Raw genomic sequence first — 25032 nt, 5'->3', positions numbered from 1 at the left:
GGGAAAACTCATTGGCATAGCCGGCCCGGTTCTGCTGGGCATGGGCAGGCACCGCCGCCAACAGCGCCGCAAGGCTCAAACTCGCCGCCGCCAGACCAAACGCCGCACGCGCATAACGCGAACTGTCGATCCTGCTGAGGCCGGTTGTCTCGGCTTTTGTCATTTTTGGGCTCCGTACAGACAAAGATAAAAGAGGGGTCTGCAAGCCCGATGCCAGATTGAAATCCGCCAAAAAGCGGGGGATTCGCGGTATTTCGCTTCACAGGCGAGCCATTTCGCGTCACGCGCGTCACGAATTCGCGCCCACTCATGCCCGCACTGTCTCATTCTGGAGCGGTTTCTGGTCGTAACCATGCAACTCGGACCTAATGCGCCTGACGCAGCCCCTTGGTGCAAGATAAGGGCACCTGCTGGATATGCCGACGACTGATTCAATTTGATCGAACCGTCCGACCCAATCAACGCTCTGGGCTGATGCACATGCGTGGTTTGCTGGTGATCGGTAGAAGTGTGGAAATACCCGACGACCGGAATGTGCTGAGCTTGAGGATGATTGAAATTCCCACTTTTCGCTTGTGAACTGCATAATTCCTGCAAATACCTGCATACACCACAGGTATTTGTGACTTGCGGGTAATATTAACCATGTTTCTCAATAACTCGTTTATAACTGATAGGTAATGTTACCCAGCGTTTATCGTAAGCGCGGCCTGCTAGAAGCGGGTTGTAAACTGTATGAATGGGGCAAGAACATGCTCAGTATTAATACCAACCAAGGTGCCATGGTGGCGCTGCAAACCCTCAACCAGACTCGTTCGGATCTCGAGCAGACCCAAAATGCCATTTCAACGGGCAAGAAGGTCGCCTCGGCCAAAGACAATGGTGCCATTTGGGCCATTGCCAATAAGATGCGGTCTGATGTGGGCGCATATGATCGGGTGCGGGAGTCGACCGACCGTGCTGCGTCGATCCTCGACACCGGGATTTCAGCCGGCGAAAGCATCATGGAATTGCTTAACGAGATGAAGGGTAAGGCGTTGGCCGCGTCTCAGGCAGGTCTGTCAGCCTCAGCTCAATCCGCATTGGCTGCTGACTTTGCGCAGCTGCGTGATCAGATCACCAGCGTGATTGCGAACGCCGTGTTTGACGGCGCAAACATGATCGCCGGTACGCCAAACAATGCTGTGGCGCTGGGCGATGCCGCGGGTGGGAACACCATCACCGTCGCTGGGGCCAGCTTGGCGCTTGGCGGTTCGGTGGTGACGGTTACGACAGGCTCAGCATTGGATACAGCTGGTAATGCGACCACAGCCTTGGGTTTGGTCAACACGTCCATCACCAATCTGGGAACTCAATTGGCGACATGGGGTGCGGGTGCCAAGCGTTTGGAAGTGCACCGTACCTTTATCGGCAAGCTGCAAGACGCCCTCACCAATGGTATTGGCGCGATCGAAGATGCTGATCTTGCAAAAGAAAGCGCCAAACTGCAGGCGCTGCAAACCAAGTCGCAGCTGGGGATCCAGGCTCTGTCGATTGCGAACAGTTCGTCACAATCGGTTTTGTCCTTGTTCCGCTAAGCGTCACACAATGACAGGGTTCAGGGCCGTGTAGGGTTTGTCGTCTGGTCCGTCATGCTGGCAGTAAGAATTCTTCTGGTGTGTGCCGGCCTGAACCCATCTTGCATACATGCACCTTTTACCTCGCCCGGGCCCTACCAGCCCGGGCTTTTCTTTGCCTTACGATTGTCGTCGGGTCCTAGGCATCTAAACTCTAAACGAGATTTTTCTGTCCCTTAGGACGTGTCTTATGCCGCATGATCCATCATCAACGGGCAGGTGTGGCCAGTTTGCTTGAAGCCTATCCTGCAAACAGGTGCGATTGAATGGGAAATGGGTCCAGACCAAAGAATGGTGGGCGCGACAGGGATTGAACCTGTGACCCCTACGATGTCAACGTAGTGCTCTCCCGCTGAGCTACGCGCCCGCCTGTTCGGCGATGGGCTGCCACTTGGGCAGTCCGTCGGGAAGGCGGGTTCATAACCGACCACTGCCTGACCTGCAAGCATTTGGCTCAGGCCCATTGCAGGCAACGGCAGCTTGGCAGGATGCGCCGGTTTGGTCCATACAAACCCGCGCATCAGGGGCAGGGAGGTTGGTCAGTGATTTCAGCTTTGGACATTTTCAGGATTGGCATCGGCCCATCAAGCTCCCACACCGTCGGGCCGATGCGGATTGCCAATCGCTTTCTTGCAGACCTTGAGAAAGCTGGCCTCCTCGATCATGTCCATCGGTTTCAGATCTCCACCCAAGGCTCACTTGCCTATACTGGGGCGGGTCACCGGACGCCCGAAGCGATTTGCTTGGGTCTTCTGGGTTTTGTCCCTGAGACCACCGACCCAGTTGCTGCAGAGGCCGCACTCGCCGCCCTGAAAGCAACATCCAATTTGTGTTTGCCGACCGGGCGGTCGATCACATTTGACCCCAGCACTGATTTGGTTGCGGATTATGAGACGGTGCCCACACTGCATCCCAATGGCATGCGCCTACAGGCGTTCGGGTCAGATGGTGCGCTTGTGGCTGATCAGACTTTTTATTCCACCGGTGGTGGATTCATCGCCAGTCAAAAGCAATTGGAGACCCCGTTGCCGGATGATCTGGTAGGTGGGGGACCAGAAGGGCCGATGGCTTTTCGATCTGCCCGTGAATTGCTTGAGCTATGTGCGCGCCACAATTTAGCGATCAGCGATGTCATGCTGGCCAATGAAGCGCGCAAGCGCCCGCGCGAGGTGACGCTTGCATCCCTAGATGCCATCGCAGCAGCAATGGCAGCTTGCATTGACCGCGGCTTGACCCAGCGGGGAATTTTACCCGGCGGCCTACACGTTCGCCGTCGCGCGCCAGATCTTTATAACAAATTGATCGCCAATCCGATGTCCAATGAGCGCGAGACATTGTTTGACTGGCTTAATGCCTATGCCATGGCGGTGAACGAGGAGAATGCAGCTGGGGGACGGGTGGTAACGGCCCCGACCAATGGGGCAGCAGGGATTATCCCGGCCATTTTGCGCTTTTATCTGCTTGACGTCAAAGCGCCACGTGAAACGGTCCATGGCTTTCTGCTGACGGCAGGAGCTATCGGTATTCTTTATAAACAGCGCGCTTCAATCTCTGGGGCCGAAATGGGATGCCAAGGCGAAGTGGGCGTTGCATGCTCGATGGCGGCAGGCGCTTTGGCGGCAGTCTGGGGCGGTACACCGTCGCAAGTGGCCAATGCTGCCGAAATTGGCATGGAGCACAATCTCGGCCTCACCTGTGATCCGGTAGGAGGACTCGTGCAGATCCCCTGTATTGAGCGCAATGCTCTGGCGGCAGTAAAGGCCGCCAATGCGGCACGATTGGCACTGCAAAGTCATGAGGCCGCGCGTGTGAGCCTCGACCAGGTGATTGAAACCATGCGCCAGACTGGACTCGATATGTCATCGAAATACAAGGAAACCAGTCTCGGAGGTCTGGCGGTTAATGTGGTGGAGTGTTGACAACCCGACTTGTTTGGCAAGGCTCCTGTCTGGTTGATGGCGAAGGAATGGGACATGCAGATTGATTTGCCCGCCGGCATGACACAGGCTCGGATGCAGGATTGGCGGCAATTGGGTGCCATCACGGCTGAAGCCTTTTATGAGGACCCAGTCAATCGCTGGATTTTTGGATCCCCAGCAACTCTTGACGCGGTCTTTCCCCTGCTGGCGCGCACCCATTATCTCCGACATGGGGTATGCCATATGGTGGGAGATGGCGGCGCTGCCATGTGGCTGCCTTGGGGAGCCCCTGGTGAGGTTTCCGTATCGGCTGTGCTGCAAATCGCTTGGGCTCTCGTGCGCACGGGCGCGATCGGTGCGATTGGCCGGGCGCTGGAGGCGGGCGACACAATGCAGGCGCACCATCCAAAAGAGCCCCATTTGTATCTCTTCACCTTGGGCACCCGGTTGGCCTATCGCGGCAAGGGCGTTGGCAAAATGCTGTTGGCACCTGTGCTGGCGGCATGTGATCGCGACCAAATGCCGATTTATTTGGAAAACTCCAATCCTGCCAATCAAGGCTTTTATCGCGCTCACGGGTTTGAAACGCTCGACTTTTTTGCCTGTGGCCGGGATCGTGGCAACCAAAAAGCTCCGCAATTAGAGCGCATGTGGCGCGCACCCAGATCAGGCATTCTCTGATTTGATTTTTCATTTACTAAACGGTAAAGACCCATGTGTTCGGCGATTGGGCAATGACGTATTTGTGACCCTATTTGGGCCTATGAATATATCATTTTAATTTTCAAACCGGAGCAATCTCTGGCAATAGGACCGCTTGTGGTAGAGGTCTGATGCCGGAATTCCGGGTTCGGTTTGCCGCTAAATCGGCAGTGTGTGTGCACACTTGCTATCTTTGTGTTTGAATACCTGTGCTTTTTGGCCCGGCGGCGGGCCAAGTTCTAAAGACCTGGGGGATTAATTGATGAAACTTCGCAATCACAAGCAGGCACTCATTCTCACGGCGAGTACGATGGCCTTAGTCGTAGGGCTTCCAGCTCTCGCTCAAGCGCAAGATTCCGGGAGTGCTGCGGGCGGGCAAACCCCGCAAGTCGAGACGGTCATTGTTACAGGTTCGCGCATCCAAACCGCGACCAATCGGGCGATTTCGCCGGTCCGCGTGATCGGGGCAGAAGATATTCGCGCCACAGGCCTGATCGACATTGATGAAGTTCTCAAACAGCAAAACCAATTCCTGCCATCCAATGGGGCAACCACCAACCCGACCTTGCTGGAATCCCATGGCGCGTCGACCCTCGACATGCGCGGCCTAGGTCAGAACCGCACCTTGGTGCTGGTCAATGGCCAGCGGGTTACGCCCAACGGTTTCCGCAACTCAGCCGATGTGAACACCATCCCATCCGCTTTGATCGCCCGGGTTGAAACCCTGACGGGGGGTGCTGCCGCAGTTTATGGCGCAGACGCTGTGGCCGGGGTGACCAATTATATCTTGCGGGATCGCTATGAAGGCGTTGAAGTCGCCATTAGCGGCGGGATTTCAGAGCAAGGGGATGCCGAAAACTACAGTGTTGGCATTACCGCTGGCAAAAACTTCTTTGACGACCGAGCCAATATCGTGGTCCATGCCAGCTACGCGGACCGCGGCGATTTGAAGCGCACTGACCGGGCTTGGGCGCTTCCTGAAGTCAATGACGCAGGCCAATTCATCCAGACCTTCCCAACTGCTGGGGGTGCATTCACCCGCTGGGCTAATGCGACGACTGCACCTGGCGGTGCCGCTGCGCCGACATTTGCTTTTGGCGCTGACGGTACACTTGGAACCACAGCTGGAACGCAAGCCTTTTCGCAGTTTGAAGCTTTCCAAAACCCGAATGATCGCACCAATTATGCCGTTTTCGGGAATTTCAAGCTCGCGAAATGGGCTGAATTCTATGGCCGCGGGACCTATTCGCTGATCAATAACACGAGCCAGCAGGTCCCCGTTCGATCCAATGGGAATGGGGCAGCCGTTCTGCCCGTGACAGCCGGTGGTGCCAACCTCATCACTCAGGCCGACGTGCTCATCCAACGCACAAATCCTTTCCTAACTCCGGCCATTTTGTCGATCCTCAATCCAACTGGCGGGACTTCGCTGTTCAACCTCAATGCTGCAGGGACTGGACCGGGTACGGATGCAGCCCGCTTCCGTGTGGCCAAGACTCTGCTGGAGTTGGGGCCCATTCGTGATGAGACGGAGCGGACCAGTCACCAGCTCGTTTTGGGTGTGCGTGGTGAGCTGACCGACACGATTCGCTATGATTTATCCTATGTGACGGGTAAGAGCATTGAAGAGGTTCAACGTATTGGCTGGGGCTCGTGGAGCCGCTTCCTGCAAGCCACCAATGCGACCACGGTCGGCGGCCAGCCGGCTTGCGTGGATCCTTCGGGTGGTTGTGTGCCCTTCAACCTGTTTGGCCCCAGTGCAGCCAGTGCTGCAGCTGTGGCTTGGATCAACGGCAACACCAGCGAATTGTTCAACAAGCGCAATCGACACCAGGACATTCTGTCGCTGAATATCTCTGGTGACACGACAGGCTTCTTCAGCTTGCCCGGCGGCCCAATCGGTTGGGCCATCGGCGCAGAGCGGCGTGAAGAGTTTGGCAATTCGGTATTCGGTCCCCGTGCCTTCACCCGCGATACGCTGCACACACAGGGCGCGCGCGCCAATTTGGTGGCTGACTTTGAGCTGACCGAATATTATGGCGAGTTGCGTCTGCCTGTTTTGGCTGACAAGGCCTTCTTCAAACAGTTTGACGTAGAAGCTGCCGGTCGTTGGAGTGATCATTCCCGCTCAGGCGATTATGATACGTGGAAATTGGGTGTGAACTGGGCCGTCAATGACACGCTACGGCTGCGCGGTTCGAAACAGACTGTTGTACGCGGCCCCAATATTGGGGAATTCTTCGGTGCCGCAGTTGAAGCTCCGATCACGGGCACAGGCCGTCCGACCGACTATTGCTCTGATCCGGCCCGGTTCAACGTGCCCACTTCCTTGTGCCAAGCTTTGGGGGCACCCTCCACGCCGGGCTATATCCCCGTGGTTGGCACCGGTCTGCCACTAATCGACAATGCGGTGGCAGTGCAGGGCGGTGGCGAAGCGATCAAGCCAGAGTCGGGTGAGACCTACACATATGGCTTTGTGTTGACGCCGCAGTTCGTGCCTGGCCTGTCTATCGTGGTGGATTATTACAACATCCAGATTGACGATGCGATTGGTTCGATTACCCCGATCCAATTGATGGATAGCTGTTATCTGGTGTTGCAAGACCCCAACAGCGCACTCTGCCGTAAAATCACCCGTGACTCCAATGGCCGGGTGGTTAAGTTCGACCAACGCGATACCAATCTGACACTGCTCAAGACGTCGGGGATTGATTTCTCGATCTATTATAACGCGAAACTGCCAGAGGCATTGCCGGGCGACCGGATCAACATCTCCTTCCAAGGTGGAACGGTTGATTCATTCGTCCGCCTGTTGTTCCCTGCCGACAATCTGTTCGACTGCGCGGGCGATTTTGGCGGTGGTGCTTGTTCGGATGCAGGGACCGGGATCCGTGCGATCCCAGCATTCCGGTCTAATCTGGCCGTGGCTTGGACCGATGGGCCGCTGACCATTCGGGGTGCTTGGCGTTATCAGGGGCAAGTTGATGCGCTGATCAAGCGTGTACCAGAGCCTCAGTGGCGCAATGTCGCTCCGAACTTGAATGCGGTTCAGCATATTGATGCCTGGGACTATTTTGACCTCGGCTTCTCGTATCGCATCAACGACAATCTGCGCATCGGCGGGACTGTCATCAATGTGTTTGACAAAGACCCCCCTATCCTCGGGTCAGCCCAGCAAGATGCCAATACGCTTCCAAATCAGTATGATATCATTGGTCGCCGTTATGCGATCAATCTGGTTTGGAAAATGTAAGCCCGGCACATATGCCGTTCGTTTAACGGCCCGCCTGTTTGGCGGGCCGTTTTTTTGTGCGCTTTCGACCCGGCCTTGCCATGGACAGAAATGTTCCCCGGTGTGACGTTGACGTTAGCGGTAGCAGCATGCCAGACCATCGTTCTTAGCTGGACCCTGCCTCATGCTCTCTCTTCCGCGCCTCCTCTTTCGTGCCGGCCTCCTCATCGCCTTACTGGTGGTTATGATTGTAACTGTGTCGTTCTGGCTGGCGGGCCAGCGCGCCGGTTGGCAGGAGGTCGCCTGGCATTTGCCATCCGATGGAGCCCCCGCCCTCAAAGTCCTTCAGGGTGAGCTGGACCGCGAAACCAAAGCTAATCCCAATCTACCAGGCCAAATGCTTTACGTGCGCGCGCCGAGCCTTGGTCTTGATCAAACTTTGGTGGCTGGGCCGGGCCTTCAGCCCAGCGATGACGTCCGCGTGGCGTCAAACACGAAGCCTTTTGTGGCTGCGATGGTTATGAAACTGGTAGAGGCTGAAAAACTCAGACTTGATGCCCCGATCGGGCCTTATCTGTCACCGAAAGTTCGCGCCATCCTAAGCGAACAGAATTATCAACTCGACACCATCACCCTGCGCCAGCTCCTCAACCATACCTCAGGCATCCCCGATTATGCCTCGGTGTTGCCTTTTCGGATTTTGACTTTTGGGCCGAATGTCTTGGGTTTCGCCCCGCATTGGACCGCGGAGCAGGAAATCTGGTTTGCTGCCCGATTTGGGGATCTCGGTCGGCCGGGCGAGCAGTTTGGCTATGCCGATACCAATTATCTTTTGGCCGCTGACATCATCAAACAGGCTGCTGGCCACCCCACGATCGGGCAAGCTGCTCGCCGAATGCTCAATTGGCCTGCCTTGGGAGCGGATGAAACCTATTGGGAAGCGATGGAACCCGTTCCTGCGGGGACCCGGCGCGCGACTCAATGGCGCGGATTGCTTGATGATACTGGCTTAGATGTCTCGTACGACCAATATGGCGGTGGCGGGCTTGTGATGAGCATGGATGATCTGGGACGTGCCACACGCGCCATTGTTCGCGGGGAGGTGTTCAAAAATCCTGTTTCCATGGCTGGCATCATGCAGACACCGGGGCCAGACGGCAATGCCGGGGGCTATGGATTGGGTATTCAACCGGTGAAACTCCATGGTGAGGTCTGCTGGGGACATGGCGGCTTTTGGGGAACCTCAGCATTCCACTGCCCGCGTTTGGACATCACGATTGCACGCTCGGTGGGCCAGACCAATGCGATGCAGGGCTATCGTGAAGGTTTTGGCCCCTTGTCCCATGTGATCCTGCTGGCTCAGGCCGCAGAACGCACGCGCGCCTCACCTACCAATAAATGATGGGCGGCTGTCACGCTGGCTTGATCCGTGCAGCGCAGGATCGTCCCGCCCGACGCAGCTATTTGCTCGGCCATGGCCTGATGACGCGGTCGGCGGCCTTTATGCGTTGATAGGGCCCAACGGATTGGATGTTCGGGATCAAGCATTCGTCCCCATGTTTCACGGCAGCCGGGAAACACATCCTTGCCGGAAGATGCACGTTGAATGGAGCGCATGATAACCTGGCGCATCACACGCCCCAAGGGTAAGTCGAGCCAGACCAAATGCGTAAGGCGCGGCAGAGTGATCGGGCGCGTAATGGCGTAATTGCCCGCGAGAACCCAATTTGGCCGCGCGACAGCCTCTTCCACATCCGCGAGAAACAATGAGGGCTCTTCGGTCGAGCGGCCATACCATCCCGGACGCCAATTCATCACATCCAGGTCAAAATACTCAAGTTTCGTTGCTTGGGCGAGCCGGCTGGCGAAGGTCGATTTGCCGGACCCGCTCGTCCCGATAACCAGCACGCGAAGACCGTCTTGCGGGGTGGGTTGCTTGGCGGCGAGGGCAGTGGTCATGTGCGGCTAAACCCAAACGTGATTCCTGCTGCCTAACCTGAAATATAGGGGTAATCTAGCCGGCTCGGCTTGAATTTAGCCCGGCGCACCCATGAGCTTGGTGCGGATGTTGAGCTGCCCAGCCAGACCGGCAAGCCGGTGGACTTCAATTGCCTGATATTCAGGCGACTGCACCATCGCCATCATCGCCGCGCGAGACGGATATTCGGCGATCGCGACCATATCCCATACATCTTCCACTTCACCTAAGAGAAGTTCGGTGACTTGGGCCGAAAAGTGTGCCTTTCCGCCGACTTTGGCGAGGCATCCCATCACAGCTGCACCATAGCGTAGATAGGCCTCGCGACCGGAAAGATCGGGGTCTGAGCCATCTGGATATGTCGCCTTTTCTTTGAACTTCAGAAGATTGACCATACAGAATGGACCATCCTCCTCTGCTGAGAAAAAGGCCTGGGCGCGTTCGGGAGTTGGGAAAACTTCATTGGTTACGATCATTGTTGTGTCACTTTCATGATGGCGGCAACAAAGCCGTCAGGGTCATCCTCTTGGATGAAATGGCCGCCTCGGAGGGTGGAATGTGGTTGGTCTCTGGTTCCGGGTACCCGTGCGATGAACAAACGCTCGCCCCCGCGTGTGACCGGGTCAGCATGGCTAAAACAGCAAAGGAATGGCTTTTCCCAGCGATCAAGCACAGCCCACGCTTTGAGCTGATCTGGAACAGCCTCATTATCGCCCAAAGGAACCAGTGAGGGAAAGACACGGGCAGCGGCCTTGTGGGCCGAAGATGGGAACGGGGCGTCATAGGCAGCAATTTCGGCTGCGCTTAATCTGCGTCGCGTTCCAGCCTGAACGATTTTGCCAATGGGGAAGAATGGGCTGAAACGCGAAAAGGCCCGCCAGATGCGGAAGGCGCGTGGTCCAGTCTGACCAGCGGGCAGACCGCCATTCGACAGCACGACGCTGGCAAAGCGGTCTGGCATTTCAGCCAGCAGACGTAAGCCGATCAACGATCCCCAATCCTGACAGACAAGGACAATATTGGTGAGGTCCAAGCGTTCAAGCCAGGCTCGCATCCAAGCAACTTGGCGGGCATAGCTATAGTCCTGTCTGGCGGCGGGTTTGTCGGATCGGCCAAACCCGACAAGGTCTGGTGCGACGGCCCGTAGTCCGTTTGCGACAATTCCGGGTATCATGTGGCGATAGAGATAACACCAAGTCGGTTCACCATGCAGCATCAGGACTGGTTGCGCCTCACGCGGGCCCTCATCGACATAATGGATGCGCAGTGGTGCCCCAGTAGCTTCATCGCTAATGGTCAGAAATCGTGGGATATAGTCAAAGCCTTCGAGTTGCTCGAAAGCTGTTTCTGGTGTGCGCAAAATCCTCACAATCGCCCCCCTCGATTATTTTGGCACTATATGTGCAATAATCTCCGACCGGGGTCAATGTGCTGACAAAAGTGTGATCAAGGCTGGCCGACGGGCGTAGACGCTTGCCAGCCTTGCTCAGGTACTAGAATTGCTTCTTGAGGCTCAATTTGTAACTCCGCCCCTCTGGCTCCAAAAGCCACCGTTGATAGGCTGTCGGTACTGACCCCGCCGAATTGGTTACCTTTTGCGTGCTGTCGGTTAGATTGTTGATTTCAAAACGGACTTGAGCCCCATTGAGGAAGGGAAGGGCCATATTGAGCTGGGGCATCAAGTCGGTGGATGCAAAAAGTGAAAGATCCAATGTGGCCTGATCCCCGACGTAGAGGCGCTCAGCGCCATAGCCTGTCGCGATTTCACTATCGCCTTTCCAGACCGCCGCCAGCCGCCCGCCAATGCCGCGATAATTCAGTCCGCCATCGAGTGTCAGCTCGTGACGATGGCCCATATTGGTGTCGAGTGCCCCGCCGTCGAGCAAGTCAAGCTTCACGCCACTATTCTTCAGGATCAAGCTATCATCGAGCGTATAGGCATAATTCAAGCCAATATTCCACCGTCCGCCGGGAATTTTGGCGGCCTGAAGTAGCTGATCAAAATCTGGCGGTGTGCCGCCCGGTGGGGGCTTGAAGCCGGGTGGTGGCGTCACACCGGGAGGCAGGCCACCCGGCAAACCGGTCGCATCGGGATTGTCATCCTGGGCTTTCTTCACCTTCTCAACAATGTCGCGCAGAAATTGCGGTGCCTGGCCGAAGTTGCGGCTGTAGGATAGTCCAAGGCTTAGAGTTTGGGTTGTCCGGTCACCAAGATTCAGGGCCCGTGTATCGAGCCCTACCAGTGCACCGCTGCTGTTGCGTTGGTAGCGGCTAGGAAAGGCGGCTTCAGCTGCGCGCGTGTTGACGCCGATGCTGCCAATGTAATCCTCGGTCTTATTGCGGGCATAGGTCAGAGACAGATTCAACCCATCAATTTGGAGCGGGGCGAAACTGGCCCCCAAGATGAAATCCCGTTGCTGTTCCGGCTGCAAGGCTCGATTTCCGCCGCGCGTTTCATCAATCCGCACACTTTGGCCGGTACGTGCGTCATAGATAGATGCCGACGGCAGAGTGGTCTGTGGTCCCCCCAATTGTTCCAGCGCTGGTAATGTTTCGCGCGTCGTGTAGCGTGTGGTGATCTGGAGTGCGCTGGTGGGAGACCAAGTCAAACCTGACCCCCAGCCGCCTGTCCCGCCGTAATCACTGCTGCTCGCCAATTCGCCATTAAGGGTCAAAGACACATCACCCATTGGGTTTCCTGCGGCCTTTCGGCTCAAAAGCGGAATGGTCAGGCTGCCATTCACATCAAGTGTCGTGCGGTCTAACTCGGTCGTTCCGCTCAACACACCGCGGGTAAAGTTGGACTCAAGCCGGTCAGCCGACACTAGGCTCCGTAAGCTGAAAGCCCCCGTTCCGACCCCAATCCCATGCACAGGCCCTGCGAGATTGGCGTCTAAACTGGCCCCCGATAGCTTTTGGTTGGTGCGGTCGCGTCGGCCTCCGTCACTTCGATCTGTGCGGGTGTTGGTTTCTTCAGAGCGGGCCGCACCAATGATATTCCAGCGTAACTCCTTGGCGACGCCTTCAGCGGTGAGGGAGGTTTTGAGTTTGTTGATATCAGTGTCGCGCAACAGGCGTGTGCCATTGAGGCTGCGGCCGAGCGCGGCTTCATCCTGCTGCGCTTGGGCATCCAAGCCAAAAGTTGCATAGCCTTGTTCACCAAGCCCCACAACGGATCGTCCTACCGCGCCGGACAATCGATATGATTCAGTCTTGGGCAAGATGCTTCGGACACCGGGAAGGCCACCCGTCGACAAGGATATTCCCAAATCCTGCTCGCTTACGCCGCTGGCCCTTGTGCCATCCAAGCTGAACACTGACCGACCTTGGCCATCAATCCGGGTTGAATCGAGAATAACGTCCAATGTGTCGCGTTCGGCATCAGCGGCCTGGCCCACACCAATTGTCACCCCGCGGATTGAAAAGCTGCCAAACAAGATGAGATTGACGACTTTCTGATCAGCCGGAAAGCCGTACCTTAGCGCAACATCTTCAGGATAGACTTCGACCCGGCGGATCGCGCGCACGGGGATAGCGCGTATTTCGCTGAAATCAGCCACCCGCCGTCCGTTGACCAGGAGGATCGGCTTATTGTCGCCTCTGCGCGCCCCGCTTTGGGTTTGCGGCAAGAGTGTAACAAGAAGTTCGGGTAGGGTGGTGGCACCCGTGGTTCGAATGTCAAAAGTTCCGATTACCAGTTCTGGCTTGGCATCTCCGGGAACGCTTTCCGGCAATCGCGCGCCGCGTACCACCACCACCTCCATTGCCGGATCAGGCTTGACGGTGGGTGACGCCGTTGGGGCAGATTGGGCGCTGCTTATCTGAGGCAGGCCTAGGCTAAGGCAGATTGTGGTTGAGGCCAGAAGGGAAAGTTTGTGCATAAGACCATCTCTTGTCAGACATGAAGGATGGCCGTGGATTTAAATGATCGTGCAGGATCATGTGTGCCAAGTCTTTGTTCAGATGTGGCAAATTGTGACAAGTGACCGATAGGATCACGACGGCTTAAAGATCAAACGCATGATCGTTCCGCTGGCGTCGCGGCGGTTTTCAGCCTGCAGCTCAGCCTGATGTCCTTGAGCGATGGAACGGACAATGGCCAAGCCAAGTCCCGTGCTGCCATCTGCACTGCGCGCGCGATCACCGCGGGTAAAGGGCTCACCGGGGGATTGCAGGATTTCCTGAGGCAGTCCTTCTCCACAATCGACAACTTCGATGCTCGGCGTGGGCTCTGCACAGATGCGCACCTTTACCTGCCCTTGGGTGTGGCGCAGCCCATTATGGATCAGATTGCGAATGGCGCGCACCAGATCATTTGGCCGCGCAAGCACGCGCGCCGCGGGATTTCTCACAATTTCCAGACGGCTGGCGAGGGCGGGATCGGTCTCCATCAGACCACTGATCGCTTGGTCGACGAGGTGATCAAGCAAGGCAAGCTGGTTTGGCGCTGCTGCCAGCTCACTGCGCGCCAAAAACAAGGCATCTTCGACGACCCGTTCAATCTCGCTGACCGACTCGCGTAAACGCTCACGCGAGTCTGGATCATCAACCAATTCCAAGCGAATCCGCATTGCTGTCACTGGGGTGCGCAAATCATGTCCCAGGGCCCACAGGGTTGCACGCTGGCGATCCAGCAGCTGGCTGATGCGCTGAGCCATCCGATTGAAGGCCCCAGCGGCGATCTTCAACTCTAATGGCCCCCGGACCGGAACGTTGTCGATATTGCCGTTCAGCCCGATGCGTTCTGATGCTGCGGCCAAAGCCGTCAGGGGCTTGGTCATCCTGCCTATCAATATGCTCGTGCCCAAAGTGATTAAGACCCCCGATATCAAGGTGGCAATCAATGCCGCCAAAGGGGGCGGCAGATCAGGCTGTATACGCACTGTGACTACTTGGGGGTCTCTGTCAGGCAAGGCGATCGAGGCTGCGACAAGCGGACCGCCGCTTTGGACTTGTTGGAACAAATCCGTGAAAGAAATTCCAGAAAGTCGAGGGGTGAAGACCGCAAGGCCCGTCGTCCCGGACGTCGCCATAATCTGCTTGGCCAAATCGGGAGCCTCCTGCCAATGGGCTGGGTCAGCGTGCCAGGTCTCAGCCGGATAGACGGTTAGGCCTTCATCCAGCTTCAAGGAGTCGCCGCGTGCCAAAGTGCTGACAATTGGGGTCAGCCGAGCCATGGCTTCCGCATTGATAATGCCTCGAATGATCTCATTTCGGTCGCCGAAGAAGAACACGACCGTCAGAACATTCGACAAGATCACGGCCAGTACGGCCAGCCCCCCGACTTGCATCGCAAGGGTAGATCCGATCAGTTTTCGTCCGTCCATGTCACGGCCTCCGCAAAGACATAGCCGCCACCCCAAATTGTCTGGATGAAGCGCGGATTCTTTGGATCGTCGCCCAACTTTCTCCGCAAACGGGAGATTTGAGTGTCGATGGCTCGTTCGCTGATATCAAGACCGTGGACGCTCGACAAATCGAGCAATTGGTCACGGGAAAACGCGATGCCAGGCCGTTGGACCAGCACCTGTAGCAGACGTGCTTCGGTAGAAGATAAAAGGAATGCCTCCCCCCCGGTTTGCTGCAGACGGAACTGAGTTGGTGAGAAGGTCCAATCGCCAAATCGGGCTTTACGCAGAGTGCCCGACACACTCCCACGTGGAGGTTGGATGGCACGTCGAATGACCGCATCAATCCGGGCTAGGAGCTCACGCGGGTTAAAAGGCTTGGAAACATAATCATCCGCTCCGATTTCCAACCCGATTATACGATCGACATCATCGCCGCGCGCCGAAATCAGAATCACGGGCGGCGACTGGTAGGGACTGAGCGACTTACAAAAAGACAGTCCATCCTCGCCGGGCATCATGATATCCAACACAATCAAATCAAACCGATTGATTTTTAGGGCTTCACGAGCTGCAGTGACAGAGTCGGCAGTGGTGACCCGCCGTCCGTGCCGGCGCAGAAAAGCACCCAAACTTTCGCGAATCTCTCGGTGATCATCGACAATTAAAATATGGGGCGTCTCGGGCGTTATCATGATGCAACGGTCTTCTTAATTGCCTGCGTCCGGCCTAACGACGTGGCATGTAACCCCCTTCAGCCCAGAATCTCTGCCATTTCAATCGCCTTGTCACAGATTGTCACAATTGAGCCGCGGGCGGTCAATCGCTGTCACGCACATGCGCCAAACATGGGTTAGGCAAGGAATGGGGCGGATGAAAGGCTTTATCCATGCACACGCAATCCAAGACCACGCCAAGACCTGCCAGAATGTTTCTGGAAGCTTTGATCTATTGTCTGGCAGCAGCGGCTCCCGCCTCGCTGGCCGCGCTCGCCGTCCCACAGCCGGCAATGAATGTCGGGGCTTGGCAGATTAGCCAAAGCATCAATGTCGGTCCCGATGCGGATCAAATCCAGACGCGCAGCATTTGCTTGACGAGTGACCAGCGTCAAAAGGACCCGATGGCGTTGTTCATGCCCGCACCACCCCCGGGAAGGGCCGCCCTGACATGCGAAACCCACAACCTTGTCGTCGATGGAACTCAAATCAGCTATGAAACCCATTGCGCCATGCCCTTCGGCCAGATGCGAACGCAATGGCAGGGTAGCTATGCCGCCGATGACTTTGTCTTGGTCGGGCGCGGCACGATGATGCGGCGGCTTTTGGTCACCAAGCTGAGCGGCCGACGTATCGGCGATTGCCCTAACTAGGGCGACAGCCTAGACCATGCTGGCGAAAAACTGCTTTTCCAGTGGCAACATGGCAGCCCCGATTGCGCAGGCGTCAACCTGGGTCTCTGAGACCAGCAATCGGGGCAGAGGTCGGGGTTCCTCGCGCCGAGCGTCATCATAAAGCTCAATCATCGGAATGATTTTGGCAGATAATTCCGGTGGGAGTCGCCCGCCCAATACAATGGCTTCGGGGTCGAGTAGGGCCGCGATCGACGAGGCGATACGGGATAAAGGCTCTCTGGCCCGCCCGATCCAGGCATCAACACCCGGCCACGTGGCATCAAATTGGGCCAGCATTTCTGAAATGCTTGATACCTGGATGCCATGGTCGCGGACCGAGGCCAAGAGTGTCTCTAATGTCGGCAATTCAAACATATTGCGCGGCAGCATCAAGCCGATTTCCCCACCGTTGCCATGCACACCGCGCAATAGGCGTTGATTTGAGATCACCCCACCGCCAATGCCTGCCGCAATGAACATATAAACGAAATTGGCATAGCGTCGCCCAACGCCCAAGAGGCTTTCCCCGATTGCTGCGGCATTGCCATCATTTTCAACCCAGGCAGGCAGGCCAAGTGCGTCGGTGAACAACTGATCAATATCGACCTTGGCCCAATCATCGAGCGCCGCAGGTGGGTTGTAGCGCGCACGTCCATCGAGGCAATAGCCGGAAATTCCAATACCGACCCCGAACAAGCGATCTTGTGCGCTGGGATGGCGGTGGAGAAAGGTGGAGACACTGTCCTTTAGCCGGGAGAATACGGCAGGGCGCGTCATTTTTGGCATTTCAATATGCTGGTAATCGACCACTTGGCCGGCAAAGTCCATCAACACGACCGACATGGCATCTGTCATGAGGGCCACACCCAGCGCGTAGGCATAGCCTGGCGCGATCTCGAGCTTGAGGCGGGGTTGTCCGCGCCGACCATTGGGGATGCGTCCGGCCAATTGCACCGCGCCACGATCCAACAAGCTATTCACAAGACGTGAAACCGTTTGCTGAGACAAATCTGTGGCTTGAACAATATCAGGCTGGGCCGAGCCCTTATGGCGCAAAATATGACTCAAGATCGCCATTTCGCTGTCCGATGGCAGCGTAAACCGATGATTGGGCTCAAGTATCTCACGCATGGACACAGTGTGGCGTGAACTCCGCCAGAGTGCAACAGATCGACTTCCTAATAATACTTGTCATAAGTTTTAATCGTGCTAGTCTTCTCATGCGGACAAAAAGCTGGGGCGGGTAGGTGCATCCAGCGACGGGGAGAGAAACGATGAAAGCAGCTTCGAAGCTGGCGATCGCTATGAGCGGCGTGTCGCTGTTTGCCTTTGCGCCCATGGCTTGGGCGCAGACACAGCCAACCAACCCAGCCCAAGCCGATGATCAAGCACCAGAAAAAGAGGTTGAGGTGGTGATCGTGACTGGGACAAGTCGTGGTCGGGTTGCCCTCGACACGCCTCTGGCGGTTACTCAGATCAACGCCCAGAGCCTGTCACGTTTGGCGGCGAGTGGCCAGGCCGACATCCTCAATTCGGTTCCCACGATCAAGGCCGATGGCGGTGGTGGTGAAGTCGCTGCTAACATTTTCGTCAAAGGTCTGCCCTCCGGCGGACAGTACCAATTCACGCCATTGATGTATGACGGGGTGACTGTCCTGTCGAGCTTTGGTCTAAACTCCTCCGCATACGATGTTTATTATCGCAATGATCTGGGTGTGCAGAGGCTTGAGTTTGTTCGCGGTGGGGTGTCCAACCTGTTTGGTCCGGGTTCCGTGGCTGGGATGATCAATTATATCTCGAAGAAAGGTGGAGAGACCTATCAAGGGACAGCGCAACTCGAACTGGGTGAAAATGATCGCATTAAAGGCGATTTTGCAGTTGGCGGCCCGATCAGTGATAAACTTTTTTATGCTGTCTCAGGCTATTATCGCACCGATAAGGGCCCGCTGGATACCAATCTTGATACAGTTGGCGGCCAAGTGCGCGGCAACCTCGATTATCGCTTTGGGGATGGCAGCGGATCGGTCACACTCTATGGCCAATACATCGACGATCAGGTGCAATTCTATCTGCCGATCCCGCTCAATGGCACAACGCGCAAGCGCTTAGTGGGCAATGATGGGCAAATTGTTGACTCGGTCCAGAATGATTTCGGCCCCAGCTTGGGCTTCAAAACCCCAACCGGCAATTTTGTTTCAGATATAAATGACGGGGTGAGCACAAAAGGCGGGCAAGTCGCTCTGAGCTTCGACAAGTCCTTCGGGGATAGCGGTTGGGCTGCTAATGGTCGCCTTAAACACAGCGATTACAAGCACAAGTTCGGGCTGTTCTCTGATGGCGATGGGGTAATCAATGTTCCTGAAACCCTGCAAAGCTTCTTAACCAATCGTGGTCTGGGCAGCACGGCCAATGCAAGCTTTACCTATGTTGGTGGCGCAGCGGTTGGGGCAAATGCTCTGTTGTTTGCCAACCGCTTCACAGATCGGGTCCGGCCGGCTCAAGACACGACCGCCGAGCTTAATCTGACCAAGTCTCTCACCACTGGCTCACTGGATCACACCATTACGGTCGGCGGTTTTTACGGCAAGGCCAGCGCGGGGGACTATAATGTCACCACGACCTATCTGGCCGAACTTAACAATCGCCCCCGATTGGTAAACCTGGTTGTCACCAATGGGGCAAGTCAAACCATCATTGCGCGCAATGGCCTGCTCAATGCCGGTGCGGGCTATGTCAACAATCATCATGAGGCGGAGCGTTATGCTGGCTATGTCGCGGATCAGATCAAGATCGGCGAGAAGGTCAATCTCGACATCGGCTTCCGGGTCGAGACGCTCAACGGCAATATCCGTCGAGAGCGTACCTCTGTTACCATCACCGATTCAACCACAGCCAATCTGTCGAATGCTTTGCGCGATGTAATCTGGGGTAATGGCGCCTTTACCGTCGGCAAAGTCTCTACCTCCGAATGGGCCGGTGCGATTGGTGCGCTTTATAAGGCAACCGACCGGGTTAGCCTCTATGCTAACTTCTCGCGCGGGTATTTCTTCCCCGAATTACGCTCTGTCTCGTTCAACAGCCTGTTTCAGCCCTCGTCTTACAAGGCCGAGATCATCCATCAGGGTGAAGTCGGTTTGAAGATGAACATGCCTAAATTGTCGCTCACCTTGGCCGGGCTCGCCACCAGCTTGGATAATCGCCGGCAAGTTCTGTTCGTCAATGACGGGGCGGGCGGTTTCATCGAGAAGGTCAATTTGGTCGGCACTGAATCCTATGCGGTGGAAGCTACATTGGATTACAAGCTGACAAAGCATCTTCGCTTCAGCGGCAACATGACCCTGCAGTCAAACCAATATAGCGCGTTTGATTCCAATACCGCCCTGATTGGTAAGGATGTGGAGCGTCAGCCCGGGTTCCTATACAATGCCGGACTCTATTATGACGACGGCACGTGGGATGCCTCCTTGTTCACCAATTTTACCGGGTCAAATTATACCTCTTCCAGCAACACCATCTTGCTGGACGAATGGAATATTGTGAATCTAGATGTCGGCTATACCCTGCCAATTGGTGCCAAGAGTGCTCGTTTCAGCCTCAATGTCTACAATTTGTTCGATGATGATGCCGTGACCGAAGGCTCGCCGCGTCAGGACAATAATCAGGCGGCTAATGGCGCTTTCTTTGTCGGTCGCCCGGTGTTGCCACGTCGCATCTTGGCCCGCGTCACCTATAATTTCTGACGCGGATGGACAAAAGACGCAAGGCCGGGCCAAGTCCGGCCTTGCAAGCTTGTCGGAGTGCCATCAATGCGTCACCGCGCCCAATTGACCCATTATTTTGTGGCAGGCATTGCCGCCGCGAGCGCGCGGCTGACTTTGCCCGATGTGTTACCAAAACATGCTCCTGCTGGCCGCACGTTTGTGTTTGCCTATGGCAAAGCCGCCGCCGATATGGCCAAAGTTGCGGCTGATCACATGAGGGGTGAACTCGTTGGACTTGCTGTCACACGGCATGGTCATGGTGTGGATCTAAGCGGGACAGGGATTGACTTGATCGAAGCACGCCATCCTGTGCCCGATCTCGATAGCCTGACCGCTGGGGAGCGGATGCTCAACCTTGCTGCCACTATAGGATCGGACGACCGGGTGATCTTTTTGGCGTCCGGGGGCGGTTCGGCTCTTTTATGCGCACCAGCACCCGGCATCACTTTGAGTGAGAAACAAGCTTTGACCGATGCCTTGGTCCGATCAGGGGCCCCTATTGGCGAGATCAATCTAGTCCGCCGACACGTGTCACGGATAAAGGGGGGGCGATTGGCAGCTTTGGCAGGAGCCGGTGGGGCTGCGCTCTACACATTTGTGATTTCGGACGTGGTCGGCAACGATCCCGCATTGGTCGCCTCCGGACCCAGTATCTCCGCACCTTTCGAGCCGGACCGTGCGCTTGCTATTCTAAGCCATGCAGGTGTGGATGTGCCCGATCATGTTGCGATGGCGATTCACGCCAATCGACCGCAATTGGCCAATCCCCATCCAGTACGCGTTATTGCCAGCAGCGACGATGCGCTGGCCGAAATCACCCGCCTGGCAACCGAAGATGGCTGGCAGGTTGTTGATGCCGGCAGCAGCCTAAGCGGGGATGCCGCCAATGCCGGCAAGCGCCACGCGTTGGAAGCACAATTACTCGCCCGCAAGCCAGGGCGTCATTTGATGTTATCTGGTGGCGAACTCACCGTGACGCGGGCGGCCAAAGATGGCCAGGGTGGGCCCAATCTTGAGTATCTTGTCGCCTTGATGTCAGCCTTGCCACCCAATGCCCGCATCGAAGCATTGGCCGGTGATAGCGACGGCATTGATGGCACGGAAGATAATGCCGGGGGCTATTTGGCCGCTGGTCAGATTGAGGCCAGCGACGGGCACGCAGCTTTGGCACGCAACCGCACATATGGGCTGGTGAATGCTGTGGGTGGCCTGATCAAGACCGGCCCAACCCGGACCAATGTCAATGACATCCGAATGATAGCAATTGAAGGAAGCCAATCATGACTCAGGACCATAGTGCGCCTGATCTTTCTGAGCAGGCCCGCGATATCCTGCGGCGCAACGACCGGGGTGGCTACACGGTGCCAACCCGCGGGCTATACCCCTATCAATGGAATTGGGATTCGGCCTTTGTCGCGCTGGGTTTTGCCGCTTTTGATCGCAATCGAGCCTGGCAAGAAATTGAGACGCTTGTCTCGGGTCAATGGGATGATGGCATGATCCCCCATATCATTTTCCATCAAGACGATCCGGGCTACTTCCCCGGTCCATCTGTTTGGGCAACTGGCAAGACCCCACCGACGTCGGGCATTACCCAACCCCCGGTACTGGCCTCCATCGTTCGCCGCTTGTGGGAAGATGAGGGGGCTGATCCACAACACCCACGCATGGCAGCCCTGTATGAGGCCTGCCTCAAGAGCCATCGCTGGTTCCATACCTATCGCGATCCACTGGGCAATGGTCTGGTGATGGTGACCCATAATTGGGAAACTGGGCGCGATAACAGCAGTGAGTGGGATGACGCCTTGGCCCGGATTGATACGTCTCAGGTCGGGTCCTATCAGCGCCGCGATACAGGTCATGTCGATGCTGCCATGCGACCTACCGCAGTTGAATATGACCGCTATGTCGCCATTCTCCAATTCGGGCGGGCCAGCGGCTGGAACCACCGCACCATTGCAGATCACGGCCCATTCCGAATGTTGGATGTTGGGATGTCGATGGAGCTGTTGCGGGCCAATCGCGACCTTCTTGTCCTGGCCAAAGCGCGCGGCGATTCTGCGGTAGTTGAAGAATTGGAGGCAAGGATTGCTCTGTCCGAAAGCGGTATGGACTATCTGTGGGATGAAGCTGTCGGTGCCTATTGTTCGCGCGATGTAATCACCGGGAAAAGCTCTGGACTTGTAACCAATGCCAGCTTTTTGGCCTTTTATGCCGGGGTTGGTACAAGCCATCAACGCCTGCGCCTGCTCGATGGCCTTAACCGGCTGACCCGCAGTGCAACCTACTTGCTGCCAAGCCTTGAGAAAGGCAGCCGTGCCTATGACCACAAGCGCTATTGGCGTGGACCGATCTGGCTGGTGGTCAGCTACATGGTCGCTGAAGGCCTGCGTGAAGCTGGCCATCTTGAATGGGCCGACCGCATTCGAACTGATTCTGCCAAGCTGATTGAAGTCTCAGGCTTTTATGAAAGCTTTAGCCCGGAGACGGGGGCGGGGTCCGGCGGACCTGATTTTTCTTGGACGGCAGCCATGTGGCTGGCCTGGTGCGGCCGATGAGGACAAGATGCAAAATCTAACACACAAGCCAGCTTCCGACCGCTATCCTTGGATCCTAATCGGATTGCTGTGGATGGTGTCTTTCCTCAATGCAGCAGACCGCTCCATCCTTAACTCGGTCAAGCCATTGTTGCGGGATGCCTTCAGTTTGACCGATGTCCAATTGGGTATCATCGATACCACTTTCTTTTGGACCTATGCGGTCTGCGCATTTGTGTTCGGGCGCATGGGCGATAGTGTGCGTCGACGCACCATGATCATTTATGGTCTCGTGTTCTGGAGCCTCGCGACCGGCATTATGCCTCTTGCGACAGGTTTTGCCATGCTTTTGGCAATGCGTACCCTCGTGGCTGTTGGAGAGTCGACTTATTATCCCACCGCTACAGCGCTGATCAGCGCGTGGCACAAGCCTTCCATGCGCAGCCGCGCCCTGTCGATTCATCAGACGGCGGTTTTTGCAGGCGGTGGGATTGGTGGCTGGGTTGCAGGTAAACTCGCAGATCATTATGGCTGGCCAGCCCCCTTCGTGGTGTTTGCGGCCCTAGGTTTCGTTGTGATGGCGGTCTTGTTCGCCTTCCTGCGCGATGATGCACCTGGGGCAACCGCCAAGCCTGATGAAAAGAAGGCAGAACCAATTGGCATCATTTTGAAGAACCCCGCAGCGCTCATTTTGTGTGGGGTATTCTTTTTGGCGACCTCTGCGTCGTCGGCTGTTCTCAACTGGTGCAATACTTATGCCCATGATGTGCTGGGCCTCAATCTGGCAGATAGTGCACTTGTCGGCCCGGTGATGATTACCACGGCTGGCTTTTTCTCGGTTTTGGTGGGCGGCTTTATGGCCGACAGTTTTGCTGCCCGCCGTCCAACAGGTCGCTTTGTTGTTCTGGCCATTGGCTTGAGCTTGGCAGCGCTGTTCCTGATACCTTTCCCTTGGGCGCACAGCGCCACTTTGGTTGGCTTGCTTTTGTTTGCGACCAGTTTTGGCAAGGGGCTGTTTGATGGCTGTATCTATGCGGCGATGCACGACGTCATGCCGCCGGAGGCACGCGCCACGGCGGCAGGCCTCATGACCATGTTGGGTTTCATTGGGGCTGGCATTACCAGTTTTGCCTTGCCTGCGATGGCGGTTTACACCGGGCTTGCTGCTGGATTTGCCATGATGGCAGGGCTTTATGTCCTCGCTGTGGTGACCCTTATTGTCGCTTGGCCACTTCTCAGCCGGGCAGTGGCGGTCGATTCAGGTGAGGCGCAACATGGCGCGTAGGATCGCCACCTATGATCCGATAAATTGGAACCTGACCGCACAAACAGCGTCTGGCGGCCTTGCACGATTATCATTTCTGGTTAGAGCAGCGCGGGTCTGGGCGGGGGCTTCCCGCACGATGACGCGCGAAAAGGGGTAGGGGCGTGGCTTTGTTTGGCGGAATTGACGCGGGGGGGACTTCCTGGCGCTGTGCGGTGTTTGACGGCAAAGACTCCATTCTTGCGCGAACCGCATTCCCAACCACCACGCCTGAGGAGACCCTTGGCCACGCGATTGCTTTCTTCCAGGCGGAGGCACAAGCTGGTCGGGCGGTGAAACGCATCGGCATAGCGTGCTTTGGCCCGTTGGCCGTCAATCCAGCTCACCCTCGTTGGGGCCATATTCTGGCGACAACAAAGCCGCATTGGTCGGGCACGGACGTGGCCGGTATGCTGGCACGTGGCACGGGCTGCACCATCGCACTGGAAACGGATGTGACAGCGGCCGCTTTTGCCGAGCGGGCTTGGGGTGCCGGGCGTGGCCTAGATGACATTGCCTATGTCACGGTGGGAACCGGGATCGGTGCGGGACTCTTGCTGGGCGGCAAACCCGTCTGGGGTACGATGCATCCAGAAGCTGGCCATATGCGGGCACCACGTCATTATGATGACTTGACGTTTGCAGGCGTGTGCCCCTTCCACGGCGATTGCATCGAGGGGTTGGCATCCGCCCCGGCATTGGTGGCGCGCTGGGGGGTGCAGGCTTCAGACCTGCCAGACGATCACCCTGCTTGGGATATCGAAGCCCATTATCTGGCGCATTTGGCGGCCAATCTGGTCCTGACTACAGCCGTTAAGCGCGTGATATTTGGTGGCGGCGTGATGGCCCGAAATGGCCTAGTAAGACGTGTGGCAGACAAAGCCGCCGCCTTGATCGGTCCCTATGGCACAGCTGCCCCCGGCGAGGGCGGCTTTGACGTGGTGGGTGCGGGCCTTGGCTTAGATGCCGGGCTGTTGGGAGCTTTGTGGCTGGCTGAAAATGCCTTGGTCTGACCATGGTTCTCTGCCTGTTTGACTGAGTCGCTCCAGCGATCTGCACCAAGCCTTCGATCATGGGCTGGGGATCGCTTGACTGAAAACCGAGCATAATCAATCGATGTTCGTCGAAACCTCAAAATTTATGCAATGGATTGCATCATCGTTCTTGCAATCCATTGCATAGATGGTATCAAGCCATCAGGCAGGCCGACAGAGCCTTAGCTATGAACACTGAATGGGAGTTAAGT

At 56.5% G+C, this 25032-nt stretch carries 19 protein-coding genes and 1 tRNA gene; 12 read left to right on the top strand and 8 right to left on the bottom strand.

The annotated features are described in order from the left end of the window. Positions 1-752: 752 nt before the first annotated feature. Positions 753-1577, top strand: coding sequence for a flagellin (locus PbB2_RS15205; protein ID WP_108986243.1), 825 nt, complete (start codon positions 753-755; stop codon positions 1575-1577). Between the two features lie 331 nt (positions 1578-1908). Here PbB2_RS15205 and PbB2_RS15200 read toward each other — a convergent pair. Continuing rightward, positions 1909-1983, bottom strand: a tRNA-Val gene (locus PbB2_RS15200). Between the two features lie 121 nt (positions 1984-2104). Here PbB2_RS15200 and PbB2_RS15195 point away from each other — a divergent pair. From PbB2_RS15195 to PbB2_RS15180, 4 genes are all read left to right on the top strand, one after another. Next, on the top strand, positions 2105-3535 hold the full coding sequence (locus PbB2_RS15195; RefSeq protein WP_305790479.1) for an L-serine ammonia-lyase: 1431 nt from the start codon (positions 2105-2107) through the stop codon (positions 3533-3535). Positions 3536-3571: 36 nt separating this feature from the next. Then, entirely contained in the window at positions 3572-4216 is a 645-nt protein-coding gene (locus PbB2_RS15190) for a GNAT family N-acetyltransferase (RefSeq protein ID WP_108986229.1), read from the top strand. Positions 4217-4499: 283 nt separating this feature from the next. Next, entirely contained in the window at positions 4500-7490 is a 2991-nt protein-coding gene (locus PbB2_RS15185; protein WP_108986228.1) for a TonB-dependent receptor domain-containing protein, read from the top strand. Between the two features lie 163 nt (positions 7491-7653). Further along, entirely contained in the window at positions 7654-8871 is a 1218-nt protein-coding gene (locus tag PbB2_RS15180; protein WP_108986227.1) for a serine hydrolase domain-containing protein, read from the top strand. Here PbB2_RS15180 and PbB2_RS15175 read toward each other — a convergent pair. From PbB2_RS15175 to PbB2_RS15150, 6 genes are all read right to left on the bottom strand, one after another. After that, a complete protein-coding gene (locus tag PbB2_RS15175) occupies positions 8829-9428 on the bottom strand; it encodes a P-loop NTPase family protein (RefSeq protein ID WP_108986226.1) in 600 nt (199 codons plus the stop codon). The genes PbB2_RS15180 and PbB2_RS15175 overlap by 43 nt on opposite strands. Positions 9429-9503: 75 nt before the next feature. Beyond that, positions 9504-9923, bottom strand: coding sequence for a DUF1330 domain-containing protein (locus tag PbB2_RS15170; protein ID WP_108986225.1), 420 nt, complete (start codon positions 9921-9923; stop codon positions 9504-9506). Then, a complete protein-coding gene (locus PbB2_RS15165) occupies positions 9920-10816 on the bottom strand; it encodes a haloalkane dehalogenase (RefSeq protein WP_108986224.1) in 897 nt (298 codons plus the stop codon). Before PbB2_RS15165 ends, PbB2_RS15170 begins: the two co-directional genes overlap by 4 nt. Before the next feature lie 124 nt (positions 10817-10940). Then, entirely contained in the window at positions 10941-13328 is a 2388-nt protein-coding gene (locus tag PbB2_RS15160) for a TonB-dependent receptor (RefSeq protein WP_133245853.1), read from the bottom strand. Positions 13329-13442: 114 nt separating this feature from the next. Continuing rightward, positions 13443-14774, bottom strand: a complete 1332-nt coding sequence (locus tag PbB2_RS15155; protein WP_108986222.1) for a sensor histidine kinase — start codon at positions 14772-14774, stop codon at positions 13443-13445. Continuing rightward, positions 14756-15490: a response regulator gene (locus PbB2_RS15150; RefSeq protein ID WP_192576384.1), complete on the bottom strand. Its 735-nt coding sequence runs from the start codon at positions 15488-15490 to the stop codon at positions 14756-14758. The genes PbB2_RS15155 and PbB2_RS15150 overlap by 19 nt, the downstream gene beginning before the upstream one ends. Positions 15491-15684: 194 nt before the next feature. On the opposite strand from PbB2_RS15150, the gene PbB2_RS15145 reads away from it, so the two are divergent. Beyond that, positions 15685-16164 (top strand): DUF3617 domain-containing protein, encoded by a 480-nt coding sequence (locus PbB2_RS15145; protein WP_108986221.1) that lies wholly within the window; start codon positions 15685-15687, stop codon positions 16162-16164. A gap of 9 nt (positions 16165-16173) precedes the next feature. Here the strand turns inward: PbB2_RS15145 and PbB2_RS15140 are convergent, their stop codons facing one another. After that, positions 16174-17316 (bottom strand): ROK family transcriptional regulator, encoded by a 1143-nt coding sequence (locus tag PbB2_RS15140; protein ID WP_108986220.1) that lies wholly within the window; start codon positions 17314-17316, stop codon positions 16174-16176. A gap of 143 nt (positions 17317-17459) precedes the next feature. Between PbB2_RS15140 and PbB2_RS15135 the strand changes: the two genes are divergently transcribed. The 6 genes from PbB2_RS15135 (at position 17460) to PbB2_RS15115 (ending at position 24799) form a co-directional block, all read left to right on the top strand. Then, positions 17460-19925, top strand: a complete 2466-nt coding sequence (locus PbB2_RS15135; protein ID WP_108986219.1) for a TonB-dependent receptor — start codon at positions 17460-17462, stop codon at positions 19923-19925. A 66-nt stretch (positions 19926-19991) separates the two neighbouring features. Further along, positions 19992-21230, top strand: a complete 1239-nt coding sequence (locus PbB2_RS15130) for a glycerate kinase type-2 family protein (RefSeq protein WP_108986218.1) — start codon at positions 19992-19994, stop codon at positions 21228-21230. Beyond that, entirely contained in the window at positions 21227-22504 is a 1278-nt protein-coding gene (locus tag PbB2_RS15125) for an MGH1-like glycoside hydrolase domain-containing protein (RefSeq protein ID WP_108986217.1), read from the top strand. The genes PbB2_RS15130 and PbB2_RS15125 overlap by 4 nt, the downstream gene beginning before the upstream one ends. 7 nt (positions 22505-22511) lie before the next feature. Beyond that, positions 22512-23768 carry an MFS transporter gene (locus tag PbB2_RS15120; RefSeq protein WP_192576383.1) on the top strand — a complete coding sequence of 419 codons (1257 nt, stop codon included), beginning with the start codon at positions 22512-22514 and terminating at the stop codon, positions 23766-23768. Beyond that, on the top strand, positions 23758-23907 hold the full coding sequence (locus PbB2_RS16170; protein WP_192576382.1) for a hypothetical protein: 150 nt from the start codon (positions 23758-23760) through the stop codon (positions 23905-23907). The genes PbB2_RS15120 and PbB2_RS16170 overlap by 11 nt, the downstream gene beginning before the upstream one ends. Before the next feature lie 4 nt (positions 23908-23911). Then, positions 23912-24799: an ROK family protein gene (locus PbB2_RS15115; RefSeq protein WP_238165057.1), complete on the top strand. Its 888-nt coding sequence runs from the start codon at positions 23912-23914 to the stop codon at positions 24797-24799. Positions 24800-25032 lie beyond the last annotated feature (233 nt).

This window comes from Candidatus Phycosocius bacilliformis (assembly GCF_003112735.1).
In the GTDB taxonomy this organism is placed as follows: domain Bacteria; phylum Pseudomonadota; class Alphaproteobacteria; order Caulobacterales; family Aquidulcibacteraceae; genus Aquidulcibacter; species Aquidulcibacter bacilliformis.
The sequence above is the reverse complement of the archived record's forward strand: the minus strand, read 5'-3'. Positions and strand labels throughout refer to the sequence as shown.

Bases quoted from the DNA above. Each gene is read 5' to 3' on its own strand.
- PbB2_RS15205 (WP_108986243.1), top strand. From the start codon at position 753: ATGCTCAGTATTAATACCAACCAAGGTGCCATGGTGGCGCTGCAAACC.
- PbB2_RS15195 (WP_305790479.1), top strand. From the start codon at position 2,105: ATGCGCCGGTTTGGTCCATACAAACCCGCGCATCAGGGGCAGGGAGGT.
- PbB2_RS15190 (WP_108986229.1), top strand. From the start codon at position 3,572: ATGGCGAAGGAATGGGACATGCAGATTGATTTGCCCGCCGGCATGACA.
- PbB2_RS15185 (WP_108986228.1), top strand. From the start codon at position 4,500: ATGAAACTTCGCAATCACAAGCAGGCACTCATTCTCACGGCGAGTACG.
- PbB2_RS15180 (WP_108986227.1), top strand. From the start codon at position 7,654: ATGCTCTCTCTTCCGCGCCTCCTCTTTCGTGCCGGCCTCCTCATCGCC.
- PbB2_RS15175 (WP_108986226.1), bottom strand. From the start codon at position 9,428: ATGACCACTGCCCTCGCCGCCAAGCAACCCACCCCGCAAGACGGTCTT.
- PbB2_RS15170 (WP_108986225.1), bottom strand. From the start codon at position 9,923: ATGATCGTAACCAATGAAGTTTTCCCAACTCCCGAACGCGCCCAGGCC.
- PbB2_RS15160 (WP_133245853.1), bottom strand. From the start codon at position 13,328: ATGCACAAACTTTCCCTTCTGGCCTCAACCACAATCTGCCTTAGCCTA.
- PbB2_RS15155 (WP_108986222.1), bottom strand. From the start codon at position 14,774: ATGGACGGACGAAAACTGATCGGATCTACCCTTGCGATGCAAGTCGGG.
- PbB2_RS15150 (WP_192576384.1), bottom strand. From the start codon at position 15,490: ATGATAACGCCCGAGACGCCCCATATTTTAATTGTCGATGATCACCGA.
- PbB2_RS15145 (WP_108986221.1), top strand. From the start codon at position 15,685: ATGCACACGCAATCCAAGACCACGCCAAGACCTGCCAGAATGTTTCTG.
- PbB2_RS15140 (WP_108986220.1), bottom strand. From the start codon at position 17,316: ATGCGTGAGATACTTGAGCCCAATCATCGGTTTACGCTGCCATCGGAC.
- PbB2_RS15135 (WP_108986219.1), top strand. From the start codon at position 17,460: ATGAAAGCAGCTTCGAAGCTGGCGATCGCTATGAGCGGCGTGTCGCTG.
- PbB2_RS15130 (WP_108986218.1), top strand. From the start codon at position 19,992: ATGCGTCACCGCGCCCAATTGACCCATTATTTTGTGGCAGGCATTGCC.
- PbB2_RS15125 (WP_108986217.1), top strand. From the start codon at position 21,227: ATGACTCAGGACCATAGTGCGCCTGATCTTTCTGAGCAGGCCCGCGAT.
- PbB2_RS15120 (WP_192576383.1), top strand. From the start codon at position 22,512: ATGCAAAATCTAACACACAAGCCAGCTTCCGACCGCTATCCTTGGATC.
- PbB2_RS16170 (WP_192576382.1), top strand. From the start codon at position 23,758: ATGGCGCGTAGGATCGCCACCTATGATCCGATAAATTGGAACCTGACC.